Origin of the sequence: Microbacterium indicum DSM 19969, assembly GCF_000422385.1 — a bacterium.
Lineage (GTDB): Bacteria > Actinomycetota > Actinomycetes > Actinomycetales > Microbacteriaceae > Microbacterium > Microbacterium indicum.
In genome coordinates this window covers 501676-525438 of sequence record NZ_AULR01000002.1, presented here as the reverse complement: position 1 = coordinate 525438, position 23763 = coordinate 501676, and the positions used below count along the sequence as shown (strand labels likewise).

At 70.8% G+C, this 23763-nt stretch carries 27 protein-coding genes, 1 tRNA gene and 1 pseudogene; 20 read left to right on the top strand and 9 right to left on the bottom strand.

Annotation, left to right across the window (positions count from 1 at the left end; translation table 11 throughout):
• Positions 1 to 320: integrase core domain-containing protein (locus H576_RS14360; RefSeq protein ID WP_036319382.1), on the top strand; the 320-nt coding region annotated here is incomplete at its 5' end.
• Between the two features lie 217 nt (positions 321 to 537).
• Here H576_RS14360 and H576_RS0105140 read toward each other — a convergent pair.
• From H576_RS0105140 to H576_RS0105130, 3 genes are all read right to left on the bottom strand, one after another.
• The gene (locus H576_RS0105140) at positions 538 to 1362 is read right to left on the bottom strand and encodes a nucleotidyl transferase AbiEii/AbiGii toxin family protein (protein WP_029150059.1); all 825 of its coding nucleotides are present in this window, start codon (positions 1360 to 1362) and stop codon (positions 538 to 540) included.
• A complete protein-coding gene (locus tag H576_RS0105135) occupies positions 1359 to 1901 on the bottom strand; it encodes a type IV toxin-antitoxin system AbiEi family antitoxin domain-containing protein (protein ID WP_029150058.1) in 543 nt (180 codons plus the stop codon). Before H576_RS0105135 ends, H576_RS0105140 begins: the two co-directional genes overlap by 4 nt.
• Positions 1902 to 2005: 104 nt before the next feature.
• Entirely contained in the window at positions 2006 to 2557 is a 552-nt protein-coding gene (locus H576_RS0105130) for a Chromate resistance protein ChrB (RefSeq protein WP_029150057.1), read from the bottom strand.
• A gap of 33 nt (positions 2558 to 2590) precedes the next feature.
• On the opposite strand from H576_RS0105130, the pseudogene H576_RS17320 reads away from it, so the two are divergent.
• Positions 2591 to 3184, top strand: a pseudogene (locus H576_RS17320) (MFS transporter); the annotation flags it as partial.
• 25 nt (positions 3185 to 3209) lie between these two features.
• Positions 3210 to 3779 carry an MFS transporter gene (locus H576_RS17315; RefSeq protein WP_342664874.1) on the top strand — a complete coding sequence of 190 codons (570 nt, stop codon included), beginning with the start codon at positions 3210 to 3212 and terminating at the stop codon, positions 3777 to 3779.
• A 10-nt stretch (positions 3780 to 3789) separates the two neighbouring features.
• On the opposite strand, the gene H576_RS0105120 is transcribed toward H576_RS17315, so the two are convergent.
• From H576_RS0105120 to H576_RS0105110, 3 genes are all read right to left on the bottom strand, one after another.
• A complete protein-coding gene (locus H576_RS0105120) occupies positions 3790 to 4812 on the bottom strand; it encodes a methionine synthase (RefSeq protein WP_029150056.1) in 1023 nt (340 codons plus the stop codon).
• A complete protein-coding gene (locus tag H576_RS0105115) occupies positions 4809 to 5756 on the bottom strand; it encodes a putative oxygenase MesX (RefSeq protein ID WP_029150055.1) in 948 nt (315 codons plus the stop codon). Before H576_RS0105115 ends, H576_RS0105120 begins: the two co-directional genes overlap by 4 nt.
• A 73-nt stretch (positions 5757 to 5829) precedes the next feature.
• Positions 5830 to 6777 carry a LysR family transcriptional regulator gene (locus tag H576_RS0105110; RefSeq protein ID WP_029150054.1) on the bottom strand — a complete coding sequence of 316 codons (948 nt, stop codon included), beginning with the start codon at positions 6775 to 6777 and terminating at the stop codon, positions 5830 to 5832.
• 36 nt (positions 6778 to 6813) lie between these two features.
• Between H576_RS0105110 and H576_RS0105105 the strand changes: the two genes are divergently transcribed.
• The gene (locus tag H576_RS0105105; RefSeq protein WP_036319215.1) at positions 6814 to 7455 is read left to right on the top strand and encodes a trimeric intracellular cation channel family protein; all 642 of its coding nucleotides are present in this window, start codon (positions 6814 to 6816) and stop codon (positions 7453 to 7455) included.
• A 28-nt stretch (positions 7456 to 7483) separates the two neighbouring features.
• Positions 7484 to 7771 carry a thioredoxin family protein gene (locus H576_RS0105100; protein ID WP_342664873.1) on the top strand — a complete coding sequence of 96 codons (288 nt, stop codon included), beginning with the start codon at positions 7484 to 7486 and terminating at the stop codon, positions 7769 to 7771.
• On the opposite strand, the gene H576_RS0105095 is transcribed toward H576_RS0105100, so the two are convergent.
• Entirely contained in the window at positions 7761 to 8402 is a 642-nt protein-coding gene (locus tag H576_RS0105095; protein WP_029150051.1) for an MBL fold metallo-hydrolase, read from the bottom strand. The two genes, H576_RS0105100 and H576_RS0105095, sit on opposite strands and share 11 nt — an antisense overlap.
• A 185-nt stretch (positions 8403 to 8587) precedes the next feature.
• Between H576_RS0105095 and H576_RS0105090 the strand changes: the two genes are divergently transcribed.
• The 8 genes from H576_RS0105090 to H576_RS0105055 all read left to right on the top strand — a co-directional run bounded on the left by H576_RS0105090 (position 8588) and on the right by H576_RS0105055 (position 16397).
• A tRNA-Glu gene (locus H576_RS0105090) sits at positions 8588 to 8660 on the top strand.
• 206 nt (positions 8661 to 8866) lie between these two features.
• Positions 8867 to 9874, top strand: a complete 1008-nt coding sequence (locus H576_RS14350; RefSeq protein ID WP_036319212.1) for a TerC family protein — start codon at positions 8867 to 8869, stop codon at positions 9872 to 9874.
• 200 nt (positions 9875 to 10074) lie between these two features.
• Entirely contained in the window at positions 10075 to 11535 is a 1461-nt protein-coding gene (gene leuC / locus H576_RS0105080; protein ID WP_029150050.1) for a 3-isopropylmalate dehydratase large subunit, read from the top strand.
• A gap of 2 nt (positions 11536 to 11537) precedes the next feature.
• Positions 11538 to 12134, top strand: a complete 597-nt coding sequence (leuD, locus tag H576_RS0105075; RefSeq protein WP_029150049.1) for a 3-isopropylmalate dehydratase small subunit — start codon at positions 11538 to 11540, stop codon at positions 12132 to 12134.
• Positions 12135 to 12198: 64 nt separating this feature from the next.
• Positions 12199 to 13560: a UDP-N-acetylglucosamine 1-carboxyvinyltransferase gene (murA, locus tag H576_RS0105070; protein ID WP_036319210.1), complete on the top strand. Its 1362-nt coding sequence runs from the start codon at positions 12199 to 12201 to the stop codon at positions 13558 to 13560.
• Between the two features lie 2 nt (positions 13561 to 13562).
• Positions 13563 to 14303, top strand: a complete 741-nt coding sequence (locus H576_RS0105065; protein WP_036319207.1) for a lysophospholipid acyltransferase family protein — start codon at positions 13563 to 13565, stop codon at positions 14301 to 14303.
• Complete coding sequence (locus H576_RS0105060; RefSeq protein WP_029150047.1) at positions 14300 to 15400, top strand: NAD(P)H-dependent glycerol-3-phosphate dehydrogenase; 1101 nt, start codon at positions 14300 to 14302, stop codon at positions 15398 to 15400. The genes H576_RS0105065 and H576_RS0105060 overlap by 4 nt, the downstream gene beginning before the upstream one ends.
• Complete coding sequence (locus H576_RS0105055) at positions 15306 to 16397, top strand: D-alanine--D-alanine ligase family protein (RefSeq protein WP_029150046.1); 1092 nt, start codon at positions 15306 to 15308, stop codon at positions 16395 to 16397. The genes H576_RS0105060 and H576_RS0105055 overlap by 95 nt, the downstream gene beginning before the upstream one ends.
• A gap of 10 nt (positions 16398 to 16407) precedes the next feature.
• On the opposite strand, the gene H576_RS0105050 is transcribed toward H576_RS0105055, so the two are convergent.
• Positions 16408 to 16911 (bottom strand): DUF3515 family protein, encoded by a 504-nt coding sequence (locus tag H576_RS0105050; protein WP_029150045.1) that lies wholly within the window; start codon positions 16909 to 16911, stop codon positions 16408 to 16410.
• Between the two features lie 30 nt (positions 16912 to 16941).
• Here H576_RS0105050 and thiL point away from each other — a divergent pair, with 30 nt between their 5' ends.
• Positions 16942 to 17916: a thiamine-phosphate kinase gene (gene thiL, locus H576_RS0105045; protein WP_029150044.1), complete on the top strand. Its 975-nt coding sequence runs from the start codon at positions 16942 to 16944 to the stop codon at positions 17914 to 17916.
• Here thiL and rsmD read toward each other — a convergent pair.
• Positions 17895 to 18464 carry a 16S rRNA (guanine(966)-N(2))-methyltransferase RsmD gene (gene rsmD, locus H576_RS0105040; RefSeq protein ID WP_029150043.1) on the bottom strand — a complete coding sequence of 190 codons (570 nt, stop codon included), beginning with the start codon at positions 18462 to 18464 and terminating at the stop codon, positions 17895 to 17897. The genes thiL and rsmD overlap by 22 nt on opposite strands.
• Positions 18465 to 18511: 47 nt before the next feature.
• On the opposite strand from rsmD, the gene H576_RS0105035 reads away from it, so the two are divergent.
• From H576_RS0105035 to mutM, 6 genes are all read left to right on the top strand, one after another.
• Positions 18512 to 20683, top strand: coding sequence for an ATP-dependent DNA helicase RecG (locus tag H576_RS0105035; protein ID WP_029150042.1), 2172 nt, complete (start codon positions 18512 to 18514; stop codon positions 20681 to 20683).
• Positions 20684 to 20687: 4 nt separating this feature from the next.
• A complete protein-coding gene (coaD, locus tag H576_RS0105030; protein WP_036319204.1) occupies positions 20688 to 21194 on the top strand; it encodes a pantetheine-phosphate adenylyltransferase in 507 nt (168 codons plus the stop codon).
• Between the two features lie 62 nt (positions 21195 to 21256).
• On the top strand, positions 21257 to 21745 hold the full coding sequence (locus H576_RS0105025) for a YceD family protein (RefSeq protein ID WP_051172200.1): 489 nt from the start codon (positions 21257 to 21259) through the stop codon (positions 21743 to 21745).
• A 2-nt stretch (positions 21746 to 21747) separates the two neighbouring features.
• Complete coding sequence (gene rpmF / locus H576_RS0105020; protein WP_029150039.1) at positions 21748 to 21957, top strand: 50S ribosomal protein L32; 210 nt, start codon at positions 21748 to 21750, stop codon at positions 21955 to 21957.
• Between the two features lie 15 nt (positions 21958 to 21972).
• Entirely contained in the window at positions 21973 to 22680 is a 708-nt protein-coding gene (gene rnc, locus H576_RS0105015) for a ribonuclease III (protein ID WP_029150038.1), read from the top strand.
• Positions 22673 to 23566 carry a bifunctional DNA-formamidopyrimidine glycosylase/DNA-(apurinic or apyrimidinic site) lyase gene (gene mutM, locus H576_RS0105010; protein ID WP_029150037.1) on the top strand — a complete coding sequence of 298 codons (894 nt, stop codon included), beginning with the start codon at positions 22673 to 22675 and terminating at the stop codon, positions 23564 to 23566. The genes rnc and mutM overlap by 8 nt, the downstream gene beginning before the upstream one ends.
• Positions 23567 to 23763 lie beyond the last annotated feature (197 nt).

Sequence of the window (23763 nt, the reverse complement as noted above, 5' to 3'; positions counted from 1 at the left end):
GCTGCATCGTTCACAGCGATAGAGGATCTCAATTTCGAAGCAGGAAGTTCCTGCGTGCTCTGGCCCGTCATCGCATGGTCGGGAGCATGGGCAGAGTCGGGTCGAGCGGTGACAATGCAGCCATGGAAAGCTTCTTCGCCCTGCTCCAGAAGAACGTCCTCAACCGCCGCTCCTGGACAGCCCGCGAGCAGCTGCGCATCGCGATCGTCACCTGGATCGAGCGGACCTACCACCGCCGGCGACGCCAGGCGCGTCTGGGCCGTTTGACGCCCATCGAGTTCGAGACCATCATGAACACGACCGTCGCACTCGCGGCGTGACTACAACCTGTCACCTACCCGTGCAGCAGTCCCGCCCACCGGCAGGTGGGATCGGTGTTTCGACCGAGGTGCCACTCTCGCTGACTTTCGCGATTTCTCGCAGTCTGTCTGTAGGAACAACATCAAGTTGACTGTTTGACAAGAGAGTTATAAGGCCAGCCAAGAAAGAACCCCCGCTCAGGCGGGGGTTTTCTCGTTTCCGGGGCGCGTCGGGGGGTCAGCTCCGTGCGATGCGTGCGATGAGTTCCTCGACCCAGATGATCGCGTCGTCGACAGTTGCCAGGACGTCGAGGCCGTCGGCTGCTTCCTCGTAGAGGGTGTCCCAGCGATCTCCGGCGGTTATGCGCGGCGGCCAAGTCTGTTGACGTCGATATTCGAAGAGCCGCGTGCAGGTCGCCTTGGTCATCGACAGATCCGCCGGCTCACCGGCCTCGAGCAGCTGAAGATCGACCAGGTCGTGGGCTCGCTCGCTTCCGGCTGCAGACAGCGCGTGAAGCTTCTGTGCGATCTGGTGATCTGCCCGCAGAACAGGGATCGGTCGGGGCGCTTCGAGGCCGACCTCGGTGAAGAGTGCCGCGAGATCGTCCGCGAGTCGGTATTCGGGGTCTTCTGCGTCGCCGATCTCGTTGTGCCCAAGCTCGAAGGCGACGGTGCACCATGAGCGGCCCCGGTAGTCGAGCTTCACGTCGAACGGCTGCATGACGTACGCGGTCGGAACTCCCGTCGGGTGCGGCGCTTGCTTTTCGATGAGCCGACCGGTGAATCCCGCCCATCCCGCGGCGAGAGACTCCTCGAAGTCGCTGCGAAACCGGATGAGGGGCCCGCGTCTGGCCGCATCGAGGTCCCTCGTGAATCGAGTACCCCGGCCGAAACGCAGTGCCATCGCACCGCCGCCTTTGACGGCGCCGTCGGGCAGCATCTGCCCGACGACGACAAGCGCCATCCCCACCCGCCGGCGAGAAGCGAGCCCATCGTCACCTTCGAGGTTGCGGAGACGTTGCTCCAGAGAGCGGAGGTTCGGCGGCGGCGTGGAATAGCTCATCGCGGGAGTTCCTGTCGAATGCGCTGCCACTCTGCAGTCGTCAGCAGCCCTTCTGCTCTCGCCTGCTTGGCCGCCGTCAGGAGTCGTCCGTCCGGGATGCGACCGCGGCACTCGGCGAGAGCGGCGGCGACCGGTTGCGCCCGCAGGCCCTCGTAGACAGCGGTGCGTGCGCCAGGGGCGACCTGAGTCAGCTTGATGGAGGCAGGAAGCCGTGGCCTGGCGCGGCGCGGGACGGCGATCTTCACCTGCCGTGGATTCAGATCGGCAAGCCCGAACAGTGCCAGGACTGACTCGCCGTGCAGATACGCCCCCTCTCCGACCCGGAGCAGCGCCTCTGCGTACTGGTCGTAGGGCGTCGGGGGGACGTTGGCCACGCGGTACAGGCCGTAGGCGACGTTCTCGACCCCGCCCCGAGCCGCGAGCTTGGGAAGCTCGATCGGCGGGACCCCGGCCTCCGCCGCTTTCCGTGTGGTGACGTAGCCGTGGTTGTCGAGCGCGATCTCGCGCACCACGTCCCGGTACTTCGTATCAGCCGCCATGTCACAACTATACTGAAAACGGTAGTGTTGTGACGAGGCGTCTGTTGGTCATGTGCTCCTGAGACCCCTGAGGCTGCGGGCGTTCTCCCGCACGCGGCGCGCGATCAGGGCGCGTCGGCGCCCGAGAGCCTGTTCGCGGCGTAGACGCGCTCGGCGTAGCCCTCGAGGGCGCGGTCGCACGCGCGGAGCCGCTCCGCGGCCTCGTCGGCCGCGGGGAGGGCGAGGACGTCGCGCTTGCGGAGGTCGCGGTACCACCGGCGCAGCCGCTCGTGGCTCTGCTCCTCCTCCTCGAGCTCGGCGAAGGTGAACTTCCGGATGGCGATCTCGCGCTCGATCTCGGCGAGGAACTTCGCGCAGTCGGCGACGAACTCGGCCCACTCGTCCTCGCGGGCGCCGCGGAAGGCGTCGACGATGAGTGCGCGCGCCGCGTCGTCCTGCGGCTGGATGTCGAACACCGCGACGGTTCCTCCGCCCTCTGCGGCGATGGCGCCCGCGCGCTCGAGGGCCGCGCGGAACGCGTCTGCGGCCGGCAGCGCCCAGGTGCCCTGCGAGACCGGCACGGCGCCCGCCTTCCGCAGCTCGCGCCACACGGCGACCCGGTAGCGGGACGGATCCGCGGGCACCTGCACGATCGCGAGCAGCCAGTTCTCTGTCACGCTCTCGAAGCTAACACCCGATCCAATGATGCTGTGACGCCTGTTACATTTGCGAACGTGACGGATTCACGAACTCCTGTCCGCGGTCTGCCGCCCCTGTACGTCGTGGGCTTCACGACGGCCTTCGGTGCGCACGGCGTCGCGAGCGTCCTCGGCGCCGAGAGCGACGACATCGGCCTCTCGCTGCTCGGGCTCGGCCTCGTGCTCGCGCTCTACGACGTCGCCGAGGTGATCCTCAAGCCGATCTTCGGGGCGCTGAGCGACAGGATCGGCGCGAAGCCGGTGATCGTCGGGGGCCTCGTCGCGTTCGCCGCCGCGTCGCTCCTCGCGATCCTCACCCCGACGCCCGTCGTCCTCGCGCTCGCCCGGCTGGGGCAGGGCGCCGCCGCGTCGGCGTTCTCTCCCGCGTCCTCGGCCACCGTGGCGCGTCTCGCGGGCGCCGAGCACCTGGGCCGCTACTTCGGCCGCTATGGGGCGTGGAAGAGCCTCGGCTACGTCCTCGGCCCCCTGATCGGAGTCGCGCTCGTCACGGGCATCGGGATCGAGGCGCTCTACCTCGCGCTCGGCCTGCTCGCGGCGGCCGCGGCCGTCTGGTGCCTCGTCGCGATGCCCGCGCTTCCTGCCGCGCCGCCGCGTCACGCTCGCCGATCTCGTGCGCGAGACGACCGAGCGCGGATTCCTCGTCTCGACGCTGCTGCTGGCGACGACGACGGCCGTCCTGGGCGTCGCGGTTGGCTTCCTGCCGCTCCTCGCGGCGCGCCTCGGGCTGGATCCCCTCGTCGGCGCGGGCGCCGTCGCCCTGCTCGCGCTCTGCTCGACGGCGTTGCAGCCGCTCGTCGGCGGCCTCCGCGACCGCGGGCGCCTGACGACGCGCGGCGGCGCGACCGCAGGGCTCGCTCTCGGCGCGGCGGGGCTCGTGCTGCTCGCCGCCGCCCCGGGGGCCGTCACTCTCTTCGCCGCCGCCGCGGCGTTCGGCGCGCTGACGGGGTCGGTCACGCCGCTCGCGTTCGCCCACCTCGCGCAGTCGACCCCCGAGGAGCGCATGGGGCGCACGATGGGCACCGCCGAGCTCGGGCGCGAGCTCGGCGACGTCGGAGGCCCGCTGCTCGTCGGGGCGGTCGCCGCGGCGAGCACGCTCCCCGTGGGGCTCGCGGTGCTCGCCGCGGTCGGCGTCGCGAGCGGCGTCGTCAGCTGGGTCGCTCTGCGGCCGAGGTCCGAGTAGCTCCGGGCGCTCAGAGCTCGGCGCGGACGGTCTCGGCTCCGAGCGCGAGCGCCTCCATCTTCGCCCGGGCCACGCCGCGGGAGAGGGGGGCCATGCCGCAGTTGGTGCTCGGGATCAGGCGTTCGGCGTCGACGAACGGCAGCGCGGCGCGCAGCGTGTCGGCGACCTGCTCGGGCGTCTCGACCTCGTCGGTCGCGACGTCGATCGCTCCGAGCATCACGTTCTTGCCGCGCAGGAGCTCGACGAGGTCGACGGGCACGTGCGATCCGCGGCTCTCGAGCGACACGGTGTCGATCGACGACTCGCGCAGCAGCGGGAACGTCTCCTCGTACTGGCGCCACTCGGATCCGAGCGTTGCCTTCCACTCGGTGTTCGCCGCGATGCCGTACCCGTAGCAGATGTGCACGACGGTCTCGGCGCGCAGGCCCTCGGCGGCGCGCTCGAGCGCGGCGACGCCCCACTCGCGGACGTCGTCGAAGAAGACGTTGAACGCGGGCTCGTCGAACTGGATCACGTCGACACCGGCCGCCTCGAGCTCGCGGGCCTCCTGGTTGAGGATCCCCGCGAACTCCCACGCGAGCTTCTCGCGGCTGCCGTAGTGCCTGTCGGCGAGCGTGTCGATCATCGTCATGGGGCCGGGGAGCGCCCACTTGATCCGCCGGTCGGTGCGGGCGCGCAGCGCGGCCGCGTCGTCGACGAAGACGGGGTGCTCGCGGCCGACCGCGCCCACGACGGTGGGGACGCTCGCGTCGTAGCGGTCGCGGATCCGCACCGTCTCGCGGTTCTCGAAGTCGACGCCGTCCAGGTGCTCGATGAACGTCGTGACGAAGTGCTGGCGCGTCTGCTCGCCGTCGCTCACGATGTCGATGCCCGCGGCGATCTGATCGGACGCCGCGAGTGCGAGGGCGTCGCGCCTGCCTTCCGCGAGGTCGTCGCCCTCGAGGCGCCACGGCGACCACAGCTTCTCGGGCTCGGCGAGCCACGCGGGCTTCGGGAGGCTGCCGACGATCGAGGTCGGGAGGAGGCGGCTCATCGGGTGGCCGCCCACTCGGCGAGGGCCGATCCGTAGGGGGTCATGAAGTGCTCCTCGGTGTAGAGGCCCTGCGTGCGACCGAGGCGGCTGCGCTCCTCGCGGTCGTAGTCGATCCCGGGGCGGTCGAAGTCGGCGTGCTCGAGGCTCGGGCGGAACACGTCGCCCGCGGCCGTGCGCGCGCCGTAGATCTCGGGTCGGTAGATCCACTGGAAGGCCTCCATCGTCGCGATCGTGCCGATGAGCGCGAGATCGGAGTGGTCGGAGGTGAGGTCGCCCTCGAAGTAGAACGCGAGGGGAGCGGCCGAGCCGCGCGGCATGAAGTACCGGGCGGCGAGCCCCATCTTCGCGAAGTAGCGGTCGGTCAGCGAGTCGTCGTCCTGGCGGAACTCGACGCCGAGGATCGGGTGCTCGAAGCCCGTGCGGCGGTAGGTGCGGCTCGTCGAGACGCTGATGCAGATCACGGGCGGCTGCGCGAAGCGCTCGCCGTACGCGTCCGAGGCGACGAAGTGGCGGAAGAGCTTGCCGTGGAGCTCGCCGAAGTCGGCGGGGATCCCGTTCTCCTGCGCAGGGAGGAGGACGCTGAAGTCGTAGTCGCGCACGTACGACGAGAAGTTGTTGCCCGTGATCCCGGGCGTCCTCTCGCCGGTCTCGCGATCGACGATCGTGACGTCGAGCACCTCGATGAGCGGGACGCCGGCACCGCCCTCGGCGCCGAGGTGCAGGTCGGCCGAAACGATGTCGAGCTCGACGCCGTAGCGGCCGCTCGTCCCCGCGAGCTCGTTCGCGCGCGCGTCGATCATCGCGAGGACGCCGCGGAGGTTGTCGCGCCGGTCCTCGCCGCGGGCGAGGTTCGCGAAGTTCGTCGTGGCGCGGGATCCCGTCGCGGGCGCGTAGTCCTCGTCGAAGCGGGTCGTGTCGATGGAGTAGGTCAGTTCGATCGTCATCAGACCGCCAGACTAGGCGCGCGCGGCTCTCATAGCCCCATCGGGCCGCTTGACCGCTCGGGATAGGCGATGCCTATGCCAGCAGCTCGACGCCGAAACCCGAGACGACCTCGCGCATCTCGTCGACGAAGCGCTGGGCCTGGGCCGTGAGCGGGATCGAGTGGTGCCCGATCCAGCCGATCTCGATCCGCTCGTCGACGTCGAGCGGAACCGCGACGATCGACGGGTCGAGGTCGTCCGAGATGATCCCCGTCGAGATCGTGTAGCCGCCCAGCCCGATCATGAGGTTGAAGATCGTGGCGCGGTCGCTCACGCGGATGTCCTGCTTCGACGAGCGGGTCGCGAGGATCTCCTCGGCGAAGTAGAAGGACCCGCGGGCGCCCTGATCGAACGTGAGGCGGGGGAGGTCCTCGAGATCGTCGAGCGTCACCCGCGCGCGGCCCGCGAGCGGGTTCGTACGCGCGACGAAGATGTGCGGGTCGGCGCGGAAGAGCGACGTGAAGTCGAGGCCCGCCTCGCGCAGCAGCTTGTCGATGACCTTGCGGTTGAAGTCGTTGCGGAAGAGCACGCCGATCTCGCTGCGGAGCGTGCGGACGTCCTCGATGATGTCCCACGTGCGGGTCTCGCGCAGCGTGAAGGCGTACTCGGCTGCGTCCGACGCCTTCACCATGCGGACGAAGGCGTCGACGACGAACGAGTAGTGCTGCGCCGAGACGGCGAGCAGTCGCCGCGAGGGCGGCCTGCCGAGGTAGCGCTGCTCGAGGAGCTCGGCCTGCTCGACGACCTGGCGGGCGTAGCCGAGGAACTCCGCGCCTTCCTCCGTCAGGGCCACGCCCCGGACCGATCGGGTGAACAGCGCCTGGCCGACGCGCCGCTCGAGGTCCTTCATCGCGGCCGACATCGTGGGCTGCGACACGAAGAGCAGTTCGGCTGCGGCCGAGATCGACCCCTCGGCGGCGACCTCCGCGAAGTACCGCAGGTGCTGCAGGGTGATCCCGCTCCCGACCCCGTCTCGCGCCATAGGCGCAGGATATCCCAGGGCGGCGGCATAGGATCTATGGGCCATGCGGCAGAAGGGGGATCCGTGGCGCTCGCACTCGACCTCCTCGGGGTCTTCTTCTTCGCGCTCTCGGGCTCGCTCCTCGCGGCGCGGCGCCAGTTCGACCTCGTCGGATCGCTGCTCCTCGCCTCGCTCACGGGGCTCGGCGGGGGAGTGATCCGCGACCTCGTGCTCGGCGTCACCCCGATCGCGTTCTCGTCGCCCGTCTACCTCGCGCCTCCGCTCCTCGCGACGCTCGTCGTCTTCTTCCTGCACGCGCGCGTCGAACGGCTCGGCAAGCCGCTGCTCGTCTTCGACGCGGCGGGCCTCGGGCTGTTCTGCACGACGGGCGCGATCAAGGCGCTCGACCTCGGGATGAATCCCGTCGCGGCCGCGGTCCTCGGCGTCACGACGGGCGTCGGCGGCGGTCTCCTGCGCGACGTCGTCGCGAACCGCGACCCGCAGCTGTTCGACACGCGCGACCTCTACGCGATCCCCGCGATGCTCGGCGCGGGCCTCGTGACGCTCGCCTGGGTACTCGGGTGGAGCTCGGTGTGGGTGACCCTCGCGGTCGCGATGCTCGTCTTCCTGCTGCGGATCCTGTCGCTGCGCTTCCGCTGGGTCGCGCCGCACGCCGTCCTGCGCCCGCGCGCGGAATGATCCGGGGCGCCCGCGCGTTGGCATCCGCGTGGACGGTGTGACCTTCGAGCTCTTCAGCACGAGCTTCTGCGGCGCGTGCGCCCAGACGCGCGCGTCGCTCGATCGCGTCGCGGGGCTCGTGCCCGCGGTGCGCGTCGCGGAGACCGACGTCGCGGCCGACCCCGACCGCGCCGAGGCGGCCGGGATCGACGCGACGCCGACCGTCATCGTCCGCTCCGCGACGGGCGAGCAGGTGTTCCGGGCGTCGGGCGTGCCGACGGTCGACCAGCTGCTCCAGGCCGCGGTGCTCGCGATGGACGGCGCCGCTACGCGCTGATCTCCACGGCGTCGCCCGGGTCGAGAGGATGGAAGACGCCTCCGCCCTGAGCCGCGGCCCACGCGAGGCGATCGCGGTGCATGGGGATCGCGGCCGCCGACAGCGTGCCGTCGTGCGTCCCGAAGGCGGCGCGCGGCGCGACGGCGAGGACGAAGTCCATCGCCTCGCCGATCTTCAGCCACGGAGCCCCGATGGGCGCCGCGAGGAGCTCGACGTCGACGCCCTCCGGCACGGCGTACGAGTCTCCGGGGTAGTAGAAGGCGCCGTCGACCAGGACTCCGACGTTGTCGATGAGGGGGATCGACCGGTGGATCTCGGCGTGCGTGCCCCCGAAGAAGCGCAGCGAGAACGCGCCCGCCTCGACGGCGTCGCCCGGGGCGACGACGGTCGCGTCGACGGGGGCCGTCGCCGCGGTGGCGGCCGTCGTGAGGATCGGGGCCTCGGGGAACAGCTCGCGGATCCGCGCGAGGTGGGCGGGGCTCCAGTGGTCGCCGTGCTCGTGCGTGACGACGATCGCCGTGACGTTCTCGAGGGATCCGAGGTCCGGGGCGAAGCCGCCCGGGTCGACGACGAGCGTCTCGCCGTCCTTCTCGATCGTGAGGTACGCGTGCTCGTGTTTGGTGACTCGCATGATCCGAGTATCGCCCCGGATCCGCCCTTCCGCGCCGGCGCGAACGGGCGTACAGTTCTGGCCAGCGGACACGCCCGGGCGACACGCGGAAGGCGGCCCGATTTTGTCGCGCGCCCTCGTTCGTCGTACAGTTGTCTAGTTGCCCGCGAGGGGAACGCAAACTGAAAAGCTGGAAACAGCACTGCGGCCCCATCGTATAGCGGCCTAGTACGCTGGCCTCTCACGCCGGTAACGCGGGTTCGAATCCCGCTGGGGTCACCGCAATCTCGAAAGCCTCGGACATTCGTCCGGGGCTTTCGTCGTCCCCGGCGACGGTGCCGGTAGAGTGTTCCCGGCGAGGGGGAGTATCCCGTCTCCGCGATCCCGTCAGTACGAGCGCCATCAAAGCCGCTCCGGGGCCGCGACGCACGATCGGTGCGGGGGAGAGACTCTCGTCAACCACCGCACCCTCGAGAGGTTCCCCGTTGGAGACCATTCCCCTCTGGTTCGAGATCGGCTCGCTGTCGATCCTCGTCGTCATCCTGCTCGCCGACCTGCTGCTGATCCTCAAGCGGCCGCACATCCCGTCGACCCGCGAGTCGGCGCTGTGGGTCAGCTTCTACATCGCGCTCGCCCTCGTCTTCGCGGGCCTGCTCTTCGTGATCGGCGATCACGATCACGCGATCGAGTTCGTGAGCGGCTGGCTCACGGAGTACAGCCTGTCGATCGACAACCTGTTCGTGTTCGTCCTGATCATGACGCAGTTCTCGGTGCCCCGGAAGTACCAGCAGGAGGTGCTGATGGTGGGGATCATCATCGCGCTCGTCCTGCGCGCCGGCTTCATCATGATCGGCGCCGTCCTCATCGAGAACCTCAGCTGGATCTTCTACATCTTCGGCGCCTTCCTCGTCTACACCGCGATCCGCCAGGTGTTCGAGAAGGACGAGGAGGAGGGTGCTGCGCAGCAGGAGAGCTTCATCGTGCGCGTGCTGCGCCGCTTCATCCCGATCCACGACGCGTACGACGGATCCAAGCTCCGCACGACGGTCGACGGCAAGAAGATGCTGACCCCGATGGTCATCGTGTTCATCTCGATCGGCGTCACCGACCTGATCTTCGCGATCGACTCGATCCCCGCGATCTTCGGCATCACGCAGAACTCGTTCCTCGTGTTCGCGACGAACCTCTTCGCGCTCATGGGCCTGCGCCAGCTGTACTTCCTGCTCGGCGACCTGCTCGACAAGCTGCGCTTCCTCAAGTACGGCGTCGCGTTCATCCTCGCGTTCATCGGCGCGAAGCTGTTCTTCCACGCGCTGCACGTCAACGAGCTCCCCTTCCTCAACGGGGGGCGGCCCGTCGAGTGGGCGCCCGAGATCAGCAACTGGACCTCGCTCGGCGTGATCCTCGCGTCGCTCGTGATCGCGACCGTCGCGAGCCTCATCGCGAACAGGGTCGACACGTCCAGGGCCGAATCCGAGATCTCGGAGAAGTGATCCGGTTCGATCGCCTGTTCTGAGCAACGTGCTCAACCCCGTCCCGTCGCGTCGGGGAGGGGCTGAGCACGTTGCTATCATCGTGGGGGTGCGGTGTGCGACATTCCTTCTCCTTATGCGCCGCGGCGGGTTCCACTCCTGAGGCCATCCCGTCGCGGAGTTCGTCGATGGCCGATACCCGAGACGCAAGGAGAGCGCGCATGACCGCGCAGGATCAGATCCCCGACAACCCCCGCACCCTGGCCGAGAAGCTGTGGGACGACCACGTCGTCGTCCGCGGCGAGGAGGGCCAGCCCGACCTCATCTACATCGACCTCCACCTCGTGCACGAGGTCACGAGCCCGCAGGCCTTCGACGGCCTCCGGACCGAGAACCGCCCGCTGCGCCGCGTCGACCTGACGATCGGCACCGAGGACCACAACACCCCGACGCTCGCGATCGACAAGCCGATCGCCGACCTCACGAGCCGCACGCAGGTCGACACCCTGCGCCGCAACGCCGCCGAGTTCGGCGTGCGCCTGCACTCGCTGGGCGACAAGGAGCAGGGGATCGTCCACGTCGTCGGCCCGCAGCTCGGCCTCACGATGCCCGGCATCACGGTCGTCTGCGGCGACAGCCACACCTCGACCCACGGCGCGTTCGGCGCGCTGGCGTTCGGCATCGGCACGAGCGAGGTCGAGCACGTCATGGCGACGCAGACGCTGCCGCTCAAGCCCTTCAAGACCATGGCGATCACGGTCGAGGGCGAGCTCAAGCCGGGCGTCACGGCGAAGGACATCATCCTCGCCGTGATCGCGAAGATCGGCACGGGAGGCGGGCAGGGCTACGTGCTCGAGTACCGCGGATCCGCGATCCGCTCCCTCTCGATGGAGGGGCGCATGACGATCTGCAACATGTCGATCGAGGCGGGAGCCCGCGCCGGCATGGTCGCGCCCGACGAGACGACCTTCGAGTACGTCAGGGGCCGAGACCACGCGCCTCAGGGGCAGGACTGGGACGACGCCGTCGCGTACTGGAAGACGCTGCCGACCGACGAGGGCGCCGTGTTCGACGCCGAGGTGCTCATCGACGCCGACGAGCTCGAGCCCTTCGTGACCTGGGGCACGAACCCCGGCCAGGGCGTCTCGCTGAGCCAGCCCGTGCCGGCTCCCGAGACGTTCGAGGACCCGAACGAGCGCCAGGCCGCCGAGCGCGCCTACGAGTACATGGACCTCGAGCCCGGGACCCCGATGAAGGACATCGCGGTCGACGCCGTGTTCATGGGCTCCTGCACCAACAGCCGCATCGAGGATCTGCGGGCCTTCGCCTCGATCATCAAGGGCCGGCGGAAGGCCGAGGGCGTGCGCGTCATGGTCGTCCCGGGATCCGCCCGCGTCCGGCTCGAGGCCGAGGCCGAGGGCATCGACAGGATCGTCGAGGAGTTCGGAGCCGAGTGGCGCTTCGCGGGCTGCTCGATGTGCCTCGGCATGAACCCCGACCAGCTCGCCCCGGGCGAGCGCTGCGCCTCGACCTCGAACCGCAACTTCGAGGGCCGCCAGGGCAAGGGCGGACGCACGCACCTCGTGTCGCCGCTCGTCGCCGCCGCGACCGCCGTGCGCGGAACCCTCTCGAGCCCGTCCGATCTCGAAGACGCCCCCGTCCTGGAAGGAGCAGGTGCCTGATCATGCAGAAGTTCACGAAGCACACGGGAGTCGCGGCTCCGCTCAAGCGGTCGAACGTCGACACCGACCAGATCATCCCCGCCGTGTTCCTCAAGCGCGTCACCAAGACGGGCTTCGACGACGCGCTCTTCCACAACTGGCGCCAGCAGGACGACTTCGTCCTCAACCAGCCCGCCTTCCAGGGCGCGTCGGTCCTCGTCGCGGGCTCCGACTTCGGAACGGGGTCGAGCCGCGAGCACGCCGTGTGGGCGCTGCGCGACTACGGCTTCCAGGTCGTCCTGAGCCCGCGCTTCGCCGACATCTTCCGCGGCAACGCGGGCAAGCAGGGCCTCGTCGCCGGCGTCATCACGGAGGACGACCTCGAGCGGATCTGGGCGGCGATCGACGCCCAGCCCGGTCGCGAGATCACTGTCGATCTCGTCGAGCGAACCGCCGTGATCGGCGACTTCACGGCCCCCTTCGAGATCGACGATTACACTAGATGGCGGCTCCTCGAAGGGCTCGATGACATCGGGCTCACGTTGCGAAACCAAGACGCGATCACCGAATTCGAGGCCCGCCGCGCAGCGTGGCGGCCGCGGACCCTGCCGGTTCCGTGAGCCCGGATCCCGTGCCCCATCCGGGCCGCGGGAGAACATCCGAAATGAGTGAGGGGCCACAGTTATGACGCTGGTTGACGGCACGACGGCGACGCCGACGAAGAAGCTCGGCGACGTTCTCGAGATCCGCGGCGGACGGCCGCTTCGTGGTCAGGTCGACGTCAAGGGGGCGAAGAACCTCGCGACGAAGGCAATGGTCGCCTCGCTCCTCGGATCGACCCCCTCGACCCTGCGCGACGTGCCCGAGATCCGCGACGTCGAGGTCGTGCGCTCGCTCCTCGAGGTGCACGGCGTCGCCGTGACCGAGGGCGATGAGGCGGGCTCGCTCGTCCTCGACCCCGCGGGCGCCGCCTCGGCGGGCTTCGAGGAGATCGACGCCCACGCCGGGTCGAGCCGCATCCCGATCCTCTTCTGCGGCCCCCTCCTGCACCTGCTGGGCCAGGCCTTCATCCCCGATCTCGGCGGCTGCCGCATCGGCGACCGGCCGATCGACTTCCACCTCGACGCGCTGCGCAACTTCGGCGCCGTCGTCGACAAGCAGCCGAACGGGATCCGCCTCTCGGCGCCCGACGGGCTCCACGGCGCGAATATCGAGCTGCCCTACCCGTCGGTCGGCGCGACCGAGCAGGTCCTGCTCACGGCCGTCAAGGCGAAGGGCGTCACCGAGCTGCGCAATGCGGCGATCGAGCCCGAGATCATGGATCTCATCGGCGTGCTCCAGAAGATGGGCGCGATTATCTCGTACGAGCCCAACCGCGTCATCTTCATCGAGGGCGTCGACGAGCTGCGCGGCTACGACCACCGCAGCCTCTTCGACCGCAACGAGGCCGCCTCGTGGGCGTGCGCCGCGCTCGTCACCGACGGCGAGATCTTCGTCAAGGGCGCGCGCCAGTACGAGATGCTCACGTTCCTCAACGTGTTCCGCAAGGCCGGCGGAGACTTCGACATCACCGACGACGGCATCACGTTCCGCCGCGGCGAGACCCCGCTCAAGCCGGTCAAGGTCGAGACCGACGTGCACCCCGGCTTCATGACCGACTGGCAGCAGCCGCTCATCGTCGCCCTCACGCAGGCGAACGGCGAGTCGGTCGTGCACGAGACCGTGTACGAGAACCGCCTCGGCTTCACGGCCGCGCTCAACAAGATGGGCGCCGACATCGTCGTGCACGAGAACGGCCTCGACGGCGACTACCGCCGCGTGCCGCGCCGTCCGCTCGAGCAGGCCGCCGTGATCACGGGGCCGACGCCGCTGCACGGCGCCGACATCGTGGTGCCCGACCTGCGCGGCGGCTACGCGTACGTGATCGCGGCCCTCGCGGCCGACGGCACTTCGCGCGTCTCCAACGTGGGCATCATCCGCCGCGGCTACGAGAAGTTCTTCGAGAAGCTCTCCGACCTCGGCGCCGACTTCGACGTCGTCGGCTGAGCATGGCGAGGGCCTCGCGAGAGAGATCCCGCCCGAGCCTCTTCTGGCTACTCGCGGCGGTCGTCGTCCCGTTCGTCGGCTGGATCGCCCGGATCGAGATCCGCGGCGCCGACCGGCTGCCGCGGGAAGGCGCGTACGTGCTCGCCCCGAACCACCACAGCGAGATCGACCCGCTGACGGTCGCCGTCGCGACGTGGCGGATGGGCCGCGCCCCGCGGTTCATGGCCAAGGAGAGCCTCTTCCGCGTGCCCGTCCTCGGCGCGGCGCTCCGCGCGACCGGCATGGTGCCCGTGACCCGCGGGAAGGCCGGCGCCTCGCAGTCGATGGCGCAGGCGACCGAGCTCGCCGAGAACGGCCGCGGCGTCATCGTGTACCCCGAGGGGACCCTGACGCGAGACCCCGACCTGTGGCCCATGCGCGGCAAGTCGGGCGCCGTGCGCCTCGCCCTCGCGGGCGACCTGCCCCTCATCCCGATGGCGCACTGGGGTGAGCAGCAGTTCATGCCGCGCTACGGCAGGCTGAAGCTCTTCCCGCCGCGCCGACGCGTGACGGTGCTCGTCGGCGAGCCCGTCGACCTGTCGGATCTCGTCGGGCGCGAGCACGAGAAGGGCGTCCTCGGCGAGGCGAACGACCGCCTCATGGCCGCGATCACGGGTCTCCTCGCCGAGATCCGGGGCGAAGAGGCTCCGACCGAGCGCTGGGATCCCGCGCAGCACGGCCAGAACGAGACGGGGCGCCTGTGACCCGGGTCGCGGTGCTCGGCGCCGGCAGCTGGGGCACGACGTTCGGCAAGATCCTCGCCGACGGCGGGGCCGACGTGACGATGTGGGCGCGCCGTGCCGAGCTCGCGCGCGAGATCGACGAGGCGAAGCGCAACTCGCAGTACCTCGCGGGCGTGAACCTGCCGCGCACGATGCACGCGACGGCCGACCTCGCTGCGGCCGTCGCCGGTGCGGAGCAGATCTACGTCTCGGTCCCGAGCAAGTCGGCCCGCGACACGCTGAAGGCGGTCAAGCCGCTCCTCGCGGGCGGCGACGCCCCGATCGTCAGCCTCATGAAGGGCGTCGAGAAGCGCACGGGCCTGCGCATGAGCCAGGTGATCGGCGAGGCGCTCGACTGCGATCCCGCGCGGATCGCCGTCGCGAGCGGCCCGAACCTCGCGCTCGAGATCGCGCGCGAGCAGCCGACGGCCGCCGTCGTCGCGTCGTCGAGCGCCGAGACGGCCGCCGTCGTCGCCCGCGCCGCGACGAACCGATACTTCCGCACCTTCGTCGGGACCGACGTGGCCGGCACCGAGTTCGGCGGAGTGCTCAAGAACCTCATCGCGGTCGCGATCGGCATCGTCGACGGCGTCGGCTACGGCGAGAACACGAAGGCGTCGATCATCACGCGCGGCCTCGTCGAGATGACCGACTTCGCGGTCGCGTACGGCGCGCAGCCCGAGACGCTGCAGGGGCTCGCGGGCCTCGGCGACCTCATCGCGACGTGCCAGTCGCCGCTGAGCCGCAACAACACCGCCGGGCGCCTGCTCGGCCAGGGATACTCCCTCCAGGACGTCGTCACGCAGATGCAGCAGACGGCCGAGGGACTCGGATCGGTCGAGCCCATGCTCAAGCTCGCCCGCGCGAAGGGCGTCGAGATGCCCATCGTGCAGCAGGTCAAGATGGTGCTCGACGGCACCATGGAGCCGCGCGACATCGCGCCGCATCTCACGACAGACGACACCCCTCAGGAGGAGAACCAGCATGGCTCGAGCAACGGTGGCGGTGCTGTTCGGAGGGCGTTCCAGCGAGCACTCGATCTCCTCCGCGACGGCGGGCGGGGTCCTCGGCGCGATTGACCGCGAGCGCTACGACGTGATCCCGGTCGGGATCACGCGCGACGGCGTCTTCGTCCTCGAGCAGGACGACCCCGCGCGCTTCGCCCTCGACGCCGCGAAGATGCCCGAGGTCGCCGACAACGGCACGCGGGTGATCTGGCCCATGCCGGGCGGCCCCCGCGAGCTGCGCGTCGAGCGCGCCGACGGATCCGTCGAGTCGCTCGGCGAGATCGACGCGGTCCTGCCGATCCTGCACGGCGTGCACGGCGAGGACGGCACGATGCAGGGCTTCCTCGACATCCTCGAGGTGCCCTACGCGGGCGGCGGCGTCCTCGACTCGGCCGTCTGCATGGACAAGCACTTCATGAAGGTCGCGATCGAGGCGTCCGGCATCGCGGTCGCGCCCTGGGTCACGGTGCGCGCGGCGCGCTGGGACGCCGACGCCGACGCCGTGCGCGCCGACGTCGCGGAGCTCGGGTACCCCGTCTTCGTCAAGCCGGCCCGCGCCGGATCGAGCGTCGGCGTCTCGAAGGCGCACGACGCGAGCGAGCTCGACGCGGCGATGCGCGTCGCGTTCGCCGAGGACTCGAAGGTCCTCGTCGAGACCGGGATCGTCGGCCGCGAGATCGAGGTCGCGGTCCTCGAAGGCCGCGACGGGGGAGAGACGCGCGCGTCGCTCCCCGGCGAGATCGTGCTCTCGACCCGCGAGTTCTACGACTTCGAGGGCAAGTACCTCGGCGGCGACGGCGCCGAGGTCGTGTGCCCCGCCGCGCTCACCGACGACGAGACGGCGCGGATCCGCGACATCGGCGCGCGCGCGTTCGACGCCGTCGACGGCATCGGCCTCGCGCGGGTCGACGTCTTCCTCACGGCGGAGGGCGACGTCGTCGTCAACGAGCTCAACACGATGCCGGGCTTCACCCCGATCTCGATGTACCCCAAGGCGTGGGAGGCCACGGGGCTGAGCTACGCCGACCTCATCTCCGAGCTCATCGAGCTCGGCCGCGCGCGGGGCTGAGCGGCCCGATTCAGCCGGCGTCGTCGCCGGTCTCGGGAGCGTCCGGGACCGGCGTCGCCGACTCGGCGCTGATGCACTCGCCCGTCTTCGGCAGCTCGGACGCGGCGCTCGCGAGCGCGTCGAGCACGGCGTCGGCGGTGACCTTCGTCGTGTCGACGTAGACCTGCGCGGCCGGCGTGCGGCCGTAGGTCGTGATCCGGAGGTCGGGGGTGTCCTCGGGGTCGACGATCCAGTCGACGCCGCCGAAGGTCACGCACTGCAGCGTCGTCGGCCCGGGTACCTCGACTCCGCAGGTGAAGATCACGTCGGGCCCGTCGCCCCAGGCCGCGGTCGCCTGCGCGTCGGTCCACACGCGCTGCGTGTCGCCGAGCGACTCGGGCAGGCGCACGCTCACGGCGGCGCAGTCGGTGCTGTTCGCGTCGGCCGCGGGGTCGAGGTGCACCGTGGGGGTGCACCCGGCGATCGCGACGCCCGTCGCGAGGAGGGCTGCGGCGGCGGCGAATCGGCGGATCACGCTCCCACCGTATGTCCCTAGGCTGAGGGGATGCACGAGGGATCCACCGTGGGAGAGCTGTCCGAGCGCGAGATCCTGGCGAGGATCGCCGCCCGCACGGGCCGCGCCGCCGCCGCCGAGGTGGGGGTCGGCGACGACGCGGCGGTCATCGCGTCGTCGGGCCGGATCGTCGCGACGACCGACACCCTCGTCGACGGCCCCGACTTCCGCACGGCCTGGACGAGCGGTTACGACCTCGGCTGGAAGGCGGCCGCCGTGAACCTCGCCGACGTCGCGGCGATGGGCGCGCGCCCGACGGCGCTCCTCGTGGCGCTCGCGATGCCGAACCACACGGCCGTCGCGTTCGTCGAGGCGCTCGCCGACGGGCTGCGCGAGGCGTGCGAGGGCCTCGCGCCCGGGTGCGCCGTCGTGGGAGGAGACCTCACGCAGTCGCCGACGCTCACGGTCGCGGTCACGGCCCTCGGCGACACCGAGGGGCGCGACGCCGTGCTCCGGTCGGGAGCGGAGGTCGGCGAGGTCGTCGCGATCGCGGGGGAGATGGGAGTCTCGGCGCGCGGGCTCGACGTGCTCTTCGCGCGCTTCCGCGACGCCGACGGGGATCCCGTGCCCGTGCGCCCCGACGAGCTCGACGCCGACGAGCTGCGCGCCGTCGAGATGCAGCTGCGCCCGCAGCCGCCCATCGGGCTCGGGCCCGTCGCCGCGATGATGGGGGCGACGGCGATGATGGACGTCTCGGACGGCCTGGGGCTCGACGCGACGCGCCTCGCGAACGCGTCGGGGGTGTCGGTCGACCTCGACGCGGCGGCTCTCGGCGCCGATCCCGCCCTCGCGCTGCGCGGGGGCGAGGACCACGCGCTCCTCGCGACCTTCCGCGAGGGCGCGCTGCCCCCGGGTTTCCGCGCGATCGGCCGTGTCGTGCCCGAGCACGCGGCGCCCCTCCTCGTCGACGGGTCGCCCTACGCGGGGCCGCTCGGGTGGGATCCCTACCGGGACTGGTCGGCCTGAGGCTCGCCCCACCACAGGGTCGTGTCGCCGTACGCCTTCGCGCGGTACGCGGCGAGGCCCGCCGCCGCCCAGTCGGGCCCGCCCGACCGCGTCGCGCGCTCGACGATCACGAGTGCGTCGGCGGCGAGGCGGGGCGCGAGGGCGCGGAGATCCTCCGCGAGCTGCGCGTCGGGGACGTCGTAGGGCGGGTCGAGGAAGACGAGGTCGTACGCGCGCCCCGGCTGGCGGAGGAACTGCTGCACGCCCGTGTGGTGCACGGCAGCGGATCCGCCTGCCCGCGCGACGCGGTCGGTGTTCGCGCGGGCGACCTGGGCCGCCTTCTGGCCCTTCTCGACGAGGTCGGCCGTCGCCGCGCCGCGGCTGAGCGCCTCGAGGCCGAGGGCGCCCGAGCCGGCGTAGAGATCGAGCACGGCCGTGCCCTCGAGGAGTCCCGTCGACTTGAGGGCCGCGAAGAGCGACTCGCGCACACGCTCGCTCGTGGGGCGGGTTCCCGCGGGCGGGACGTCGAGCCGGATGCCGCCCGCGCGGCCCGCGATGATCCTCGTCACCCGCCCAGCCTACGTGCGTCGCCCGAGATCGAAACTATGATCGAAGCATGGTCCTGACGTTCGAGACCCCTCTCGCCGAGGCCCTGGGCGATGGCCCCGCGAAGCAGCTCGCCCGCGGCTTCGAGATGGCGACGGTGGGAGACCTCCTCGGCCACTACCCGCGGCGATACGCCGAACGCGGCAAGCTCACGCCCATCGCCGAGATCCCCGTGGGCGAGCAGGCGACGATCATCGCGCAGGTGATCAGCGCGCAGTCGCGGCCCATGCGCAACCGCCGCGGCACCATCCTCTCGGTCGAGATCGGCGACGGAACCGACACGATGTCGCTCACGTTCTTCGGCCAGGCCTGGCGAGCGCAGGAGCTCCTTCCGGGCAGGCGCGGGATCTTCTCCGGCAAGGTCGGCATGTACCGCGACGTCGTGCAGTTCTCGCACCCCGAGTACGAGATGTTCGTCGACGACGAGGAGCAGCCCGACGACGCCGAGGACTGGGCCGACACGCCCGTGCCGCTCTACTCCGCGACCTCGACGGTGCGGTCGTGGGAGATCGCGAAGTTCGTAGGCCAGGCGCTCGACGACCTCGGCGACGTGCCCGACCCCGCGAGCGACGAGCTGCGGGCCGCGCAGAAGCTCCTGCCGGCGCGCGAGGCCCTCGAGCGGATCCATCGCCCGCGCCGCGAGTCCGACTACCGCGTCGCGCGCCACACGCTGCGCGTGCACGAGGCGCTCGTCATGCAGACGGCGCTCCTGCAGCAGCGCCGGGTCGTCAGCGCCCTCGAGACGGCGCCGCGCCCGGCCGCGCCCGGCGGGCTCCTCGAGCGGTTCGACGCGGCGATGCCCTTCACGCTGACGGCCGACCAGCAGACGGTCGGCGACGAGATCGCGCGCGACCTCGTCTCGGGCAGCCCCATGAACCGGCTCGTGCAGGGCGAGGTCGGCTCGGGCAAGACCCTCGTCGCGCTGCGCGCCATGCTCCAGGTCGCCGAGTCGGCCGCGCAGAGCGCCCTCATCGCGCCGACCGAGGTGCTCGCGGGCCAGCACCTGCGCTCCATCACGAAGATGCTCGGCCCCGACCTCGCGGCCGAGCTCCTGCCGACCCTCATCACGGGGCAGATGACGACGTCGGAACGGCGCAGGGCGGCGCTGCGCGTCGCGTCGGGCCAGGCGCGGATCGTGGTCGGGACCCACGCGCTGCTGAGCGACAAGACGACCTTCGCCGAGCTGGGATTCGTCGTCGTCGACGAGCAGCACCGCTTCGGCGTCGAGCAGCGCGAGGCGCTGCGCGCCAAGGGCGACAACCCGCACGTCCTCGTCCTCACGGCGACGCCGATCCCGCGCACCGTCGCGATGACGGTCTTCGGCGACCTCGACGTGTCGACGATCCGCACGATGCCATCGGGCCGCGCGGGCATCTCGACCTTCGTCGCGCCGATCGCCGAGAAGCCGGGGTGGTTCTCCCGCGTCTGGCAGCGCACGGCCGAGGAGGTCGCCCAGGGGCGCCAGGCCTTCGTGGTGTGCGCCGCGATCGACACCGACGAATCGTCGACGGGGCCGAAGGAAGACGGATCGGTGCTCGACGCGCCGCAGGACGACGACCAGAAGGGGCCGCGCTTCGGCGTCGTCCAAGTCGCGCGCATGCTCGCGCAGCAGGAGGCGACGCGCGACCTGCGCATCGCGATGCTGCACGGCAGGCTCCCGGGCGAGGAGAAGGACGCGATCATGCAGGCGTTCGCGCGCGGCGAGATCGACGTGCTCGTCGCCACGACGGTCATCGAGGTCGGCGTCGACGTCCCCAACGCGTCGACCATGGTGATCCTCGACGCCGACCGCTTCGGCGTCTCGCAGCTGCATCAGCTCCGCGGGCGCGTCGGGCGCGGATCCGTCCCCGGCCTCTGCCTGCTCGTGACCGAGGCCCTCGAGCACTCCGATGCCCGCGAGCGCGTCGAGGCCGTCGCCGCGACGCTCGACGGGTTCGAGCTCGCCGAGGTCGACCTCGAGCTGCGCGGCGAGGGCGACGTGCTGGGCGACGCGCAGTCGGGCGGCCGCTCGTCGCTGCGCGTCCTGCGCGTCGTGAAGGACGCGAAGCTGATCCAGGAGGCGCGCGTCGTCGCGCAGGGGATCCTCGACGAGGATCCGACGCTCGAGCGGCATCCGGGTCTCGCCGAGCTCCTCGCCGCGCGGGTGTCGAGCGACGAACTCGCCGCTCTGCGCAAGAATTGACGCCATGAGCAGCAACCGCGTCGCCGTCGTGCCCGGCTCGTTCGATCCGCCGACGCGCGGACACCTCGACGTCATCCGCCGCGCGGGCGGCCTCTATGACGAGCTCCACGTCCTCGTCGTGCACAACCCCGACAAGCACGGCATGCTGCCGATCGAGGTGCGGCTGCGGCTGCTCGAGGAGTCGATCGCCGAGGAGCGCCTTCCCGGCCGCGTCGTCGTCGGATCGTGGAGCTCGGGGCTGCTCGTCGACTACGCGCGCGACGTCGGTGCCGGCGTGCTCGTCAAGGGGATCCGCTCGCCCCAGGACGTGTCGTACGAGACGCCCATGGCCGTCGTCAACAACCACCTGACGGGCGTCGAGACCGTGTTCCTCCTCGCCGATCCGGCGAACTCCGTCGTGTCGAGCTCGCTCGTCCGGCAGGTCGCGGCCCTCGGCGGAGACGTCTCTCCGTATGTGCCCGGCCCCGTCTCGGCCTACCTGGGGTCGGCGGAACGTACCCTGGATGAGTGAAGAACCGCACTGACGGACCATTCGTCCTCTCGGCACACGACATCGTGCGCCACCCGGGCGAGATGCGCGAGCACGCGCTCACGGTCCCGGCGCCCGACAGGTGGGGCGAGGGGATCGTCGCGATCGAGAAGGGTCGCGACATCGAGCTCGAGGTGCGCCTTGAGTCGGTCCACGAGGGGATCCTCGTGTCCGGCACCGTCGACTCGGTGTTCGACGGTGAGTGCAGCCGCTGCCTGCGAGCCATCTCCCAGCCCGTCGAAGTCGAGTTTCAGGAGCTCTTCGAGTATCCTGGAGGAGAAACCGCTGACTTCGAGCTTCAAGACGACCACGTGGATCTTGAAACTCTGGTCAGGGATGCGATCGTTCTGTCGCTTCCGTTTCAGCCGGTCTGTCGGCCCGATTGCCCGGGCCTTGATCCCGTCACGGGCGAGCTGCTGACCGAAGAATCCGGTGTGAACGCCGAGCCCATCGACTCCCGTTGGGCCGCGCTCCAGAACTTCACCGAAACCCCGCCGGCGCCCAGCGCCGCGCAGACCAGAGAAGAGAAGTAGTCATGGCAGGTAACCCTCCGAAGCGCCGCGTCTCCCGTTCGAACACGCGCTCGCGTCGTTCGCAGTGGAAGGCTCAGGCTCCCGCCCTCGTCAAGACGGTTGAGAACGGCAAGGTCGTGTACAGCCGTCCCCACCAGGCGAAGGTCGTCACCGACTCGCAGGGCACCGAGCTGTTCCTCGAGTACAAGGGCCGCAAGGTCGCGAACGCGTAAGCACCCGCACCCGCAATGACAGGCACCACTTCACGCGTGCCGTCATCGCTCACCGAGAAGCTCGGCGTCGAGATCGACGCCGAGCTTCTCTCGTTGGCGATGACGCACCGGTCCTACGCGTACGAGAACGGCGGGATCCCGCACAACGAGCGCCTCGAGTTCCTCGGCGACTCGGTTCTCGGCCTCGCGGTGACGGCCCGGCTCTACGAGCGCTTCCCCGACAAGCCCGAGGGCGAGCTCGCGAAGCGACGTGCCGCCGTGGTGTCGACCCTCGCCCTCGCCGACGTCGCGCGCGGCATCGGCCTCGGCGAGCACATCAAGCTCGGCCGCGGCGAGGAGCAGACGGGCGGGCGCGACAAGGACTCGATCCTCGCCGACGCGACGGAGGCGCTCTTCGGGGCGACCTTCCTGTCGGCGGGGCGCGCGGCCGCCGACGCGCTCGTCTTGCGCCTCATCTCGCCGCTCATCGAGGATCCGGCCCGCTACGGGGCGTCGGCCGACCCCAAGACGAGCATGCAGGAGCTCGCCTCCCGGCTGGGGGTCGCCCCGCCGGCGTACGAGGTCACAAGCACGGGCCCCGACCACGACCGCCGCTTCCGGGCCGTCGTCACCGTCGGCGAGCACAGCGCCGCGGGCGAGGGCACGAGCAAGAAGCACGCCGAGATGGCGGCCGCCCGCGAGCTGTGGCGCGACTTCCACGCCGCGAACCCCGCGGGTGCCTGAGCTCCCCGAGGTCGAGGTCGTCCGTCACGGCCTCGCGCCCGCGGTCACGGGCGCGCGCGTCGCGGGCGTCGAGGTTCTCGACGAGCGCGCGCTGACGCGTCACCTGGGCGACGGGGCCGACTTCGAGCGGCGGCTCGTCGGCCGCAGGTTCCTCGCGGCGGCGCGCAGGGGCAAGTTCCTCTGGCTGCCGCTCGACGGGGCCGACGAGTGCGTCGTCGCGCACCTCGGGATGAGCGGCCAGATGCTGCTGCGTGAGCCCGGGGCCCCGCGCGAGCGGCACGAGCGCATCCGCCTCGCGATCGAGCACCCCGAGCACGGGGAGTTGGCGATCGCCTTCGCCGACCAGAGGACCTTCGGATCCCTCGCCCTCGACGCGCTCGTCGCGACGCCGGACGGCGCCGCCGGCGGGTTCGGATCAGAGCTCGCGTCGGTCGCCGCCCAGGCGGCGCACATCGGGCGCGATCCGCTCGATCCCGCGTTCGACGAGCGCGCCTTCCGGGCCGCGCTCGCACGCCGGCGTTCGGCGATCAAGCGCGTGCTCCTCGACCAGGGCCTCGCGAGCGGCATCGGCAACATCTACGCGGACGAGGCGCTGTGGGCCGCGCGGATCCATCCCGAGACCCTCGCATCCGACCTGTCGACGCGGGCGGCGAACCGGCTTCTCGCCGAGGTGCGCCTGATCCTCGAGAAGGCCCTCGCCGAGGGCGGGACGAGCTTCGACGCGCAGTACGTCAACGTCAACGGGCAGGCGGGGTACTTCGCGCACTCGCTGAACGCCTACGGGCGCCACGGCGAGCCGTGCGCCCGCTGCGGCACCGCCATCGTGCGCGAGAGCTTCATGAACCGCGGTTCGCACTTCTGCCCGAGGTGCCAGCGGAGGCGCTGAGCGCGGGACCGGAAGGCGGTGTGCGCGCCCGAGGGCCGATGAAGTGTCTCGGCAGGTCAGTGGGAAGCCCTCCGCGTGATCGCTGACCCAGGGAGCGCAGCGAACCATTTCACGTGCACGTCCACGCGCTCGGATCCTCGCGTACGCACTCTCGCGTCCTGCACGGATCGGGCAGACCGTCACGATCGACGCCCTCA

What these genes read in the sequence shown, in the direction of transcription:
- murA (WP_036319210.1), top strand. Translation starts at nt 12,199, where the DNA reads ATGACGCTGGTTGACGGCACGACGGCGACGCCGACGAAGAAGCTCGGC.
- leuD (WP_029150049.1), top strand. Translation starts at nt 11,538, where the DNA reads ATGCAGAAGTTCACGAAGCACACGGGAGTCGCGGCTCCGCTCAAGCGG.
- rnc (WP_029150038.1), top strand. Translation starts at nt 21,973, where the DNA reads ATGACAGGCACCACTTCACGCGTGCCGTCATCGCTCACCGAGAAGCTC.
- thiL (WP_029150044.1), top strand. Translation starts at nt 16,942, where the DNA reads ATGCACGAGGGATCCACCGTGGGAGAGCTGTCCGAGCGCGAGATCCTG.
- H576_RS0105115 (WP_029150055.1), bottom strand. Translation starts at nt 5,756, where the DNA reads ATGACGATCGAACTGACCTACTCCATCGACACGACCCGCTTCGACGAG.
- H576_RS0105055 (WP_029150046.1), top strand. Translation starts at nt 15,306, where the DNA reads ATGGCTCGAGCAACGGTGGCGGTGCTGTTCGGAGGGCGTTCCAGCGAG.
- H576_RS0105135 (WP_029150058.1), bottom strand. Translation starts at nt 1,901, where the DNA reads ATGGCGGCTGATACGAAGTACCGGGACGTGGTGCGCGAGATCGCGCTC.
- H576_RS0105110 (WP_029150054.1), bottom strand. Translation starts at nt 6,777, where the DNA reads ATGGCGCGAGACGGGGTCGGGAGCGGGATCACCCTGCAGCACCTGCGG.
- H576_RS0105035 (WP_029150042.1), top strand. Translation starts at nt 18,512, where the DNA reads ATGGTCCTGACGTTCGAGACCCCTCTCGCCGAGGCCCTGGGCGATGGC.
- H576_RS0105065 (WP_036319207.1), top strand. Translation starts at nt 13,563, where the DNA reads ATGGCGAGGGCCTCGCGAGAGAGATCCCGCCCGAGCCTCTTCTGGCTA.
- H576_RS0105140 (WP_029150059.1), bottom strand. Translation starts at nt 1,362, where the DNA reads ATGAGCTATTCCACGCCGCCGCCGAACCTCCGCTCTCTGGAGCAACGT.
- H576_RS0105025 (WP_051172200.1), top strand. Translation starts at nt 21,257, where the DNA reads ATGCGCGAGCACGCGCTCACGGTCCCGGCGCCCGACAGGTGGGGCGAG.
- leuC (WP_029150050.1), top strand. Translation starts at nt 10,075, where the DNA reads ATGACCGCGCAGGATCAGATCCCCGACAACCCCCGCACCCTGGCCGAG.
- H576_RS0105105 (WP_036319215.1), top strand. Translation starts at nt 6,814, where the DNA reads ATGGGCCATGCGGCAGAAGGGGGATCCGTGGCGCTCGCACTCGACCTC.
- coaD (WP_036319204.1), top strand. Translation starts at nt 20,688, where the DNA reads ATGAGCAGCAACCGCGTCGCCGTCGTGCCCGGCTCGTTCGATCCGCCG.
- H576_RS0105095 (WP_029150051.1), bottom strand. Translation starts at nt 8,402, where the DNA reads ATGCGAGTCACCAAACACGAGCACGCGTACCTCACGATCGAGAAGGAC.
- H576_RS0105120 (WP_029150056.1), bottom strand. Translation starts at nt 4,812, where the DNA reads ATGAGCCGCCTCCTCCCGACCTCGATCGTCGGCAGCCTCCCGAAGCCC.
- rpmF (WP_029150039.1), top strand. Translation starts at nt 21,748, where the DNA reads ATGGCAGGTAACCCTCCGAAGCGCCGCGTCTCCCGTTCGAACACGCGC.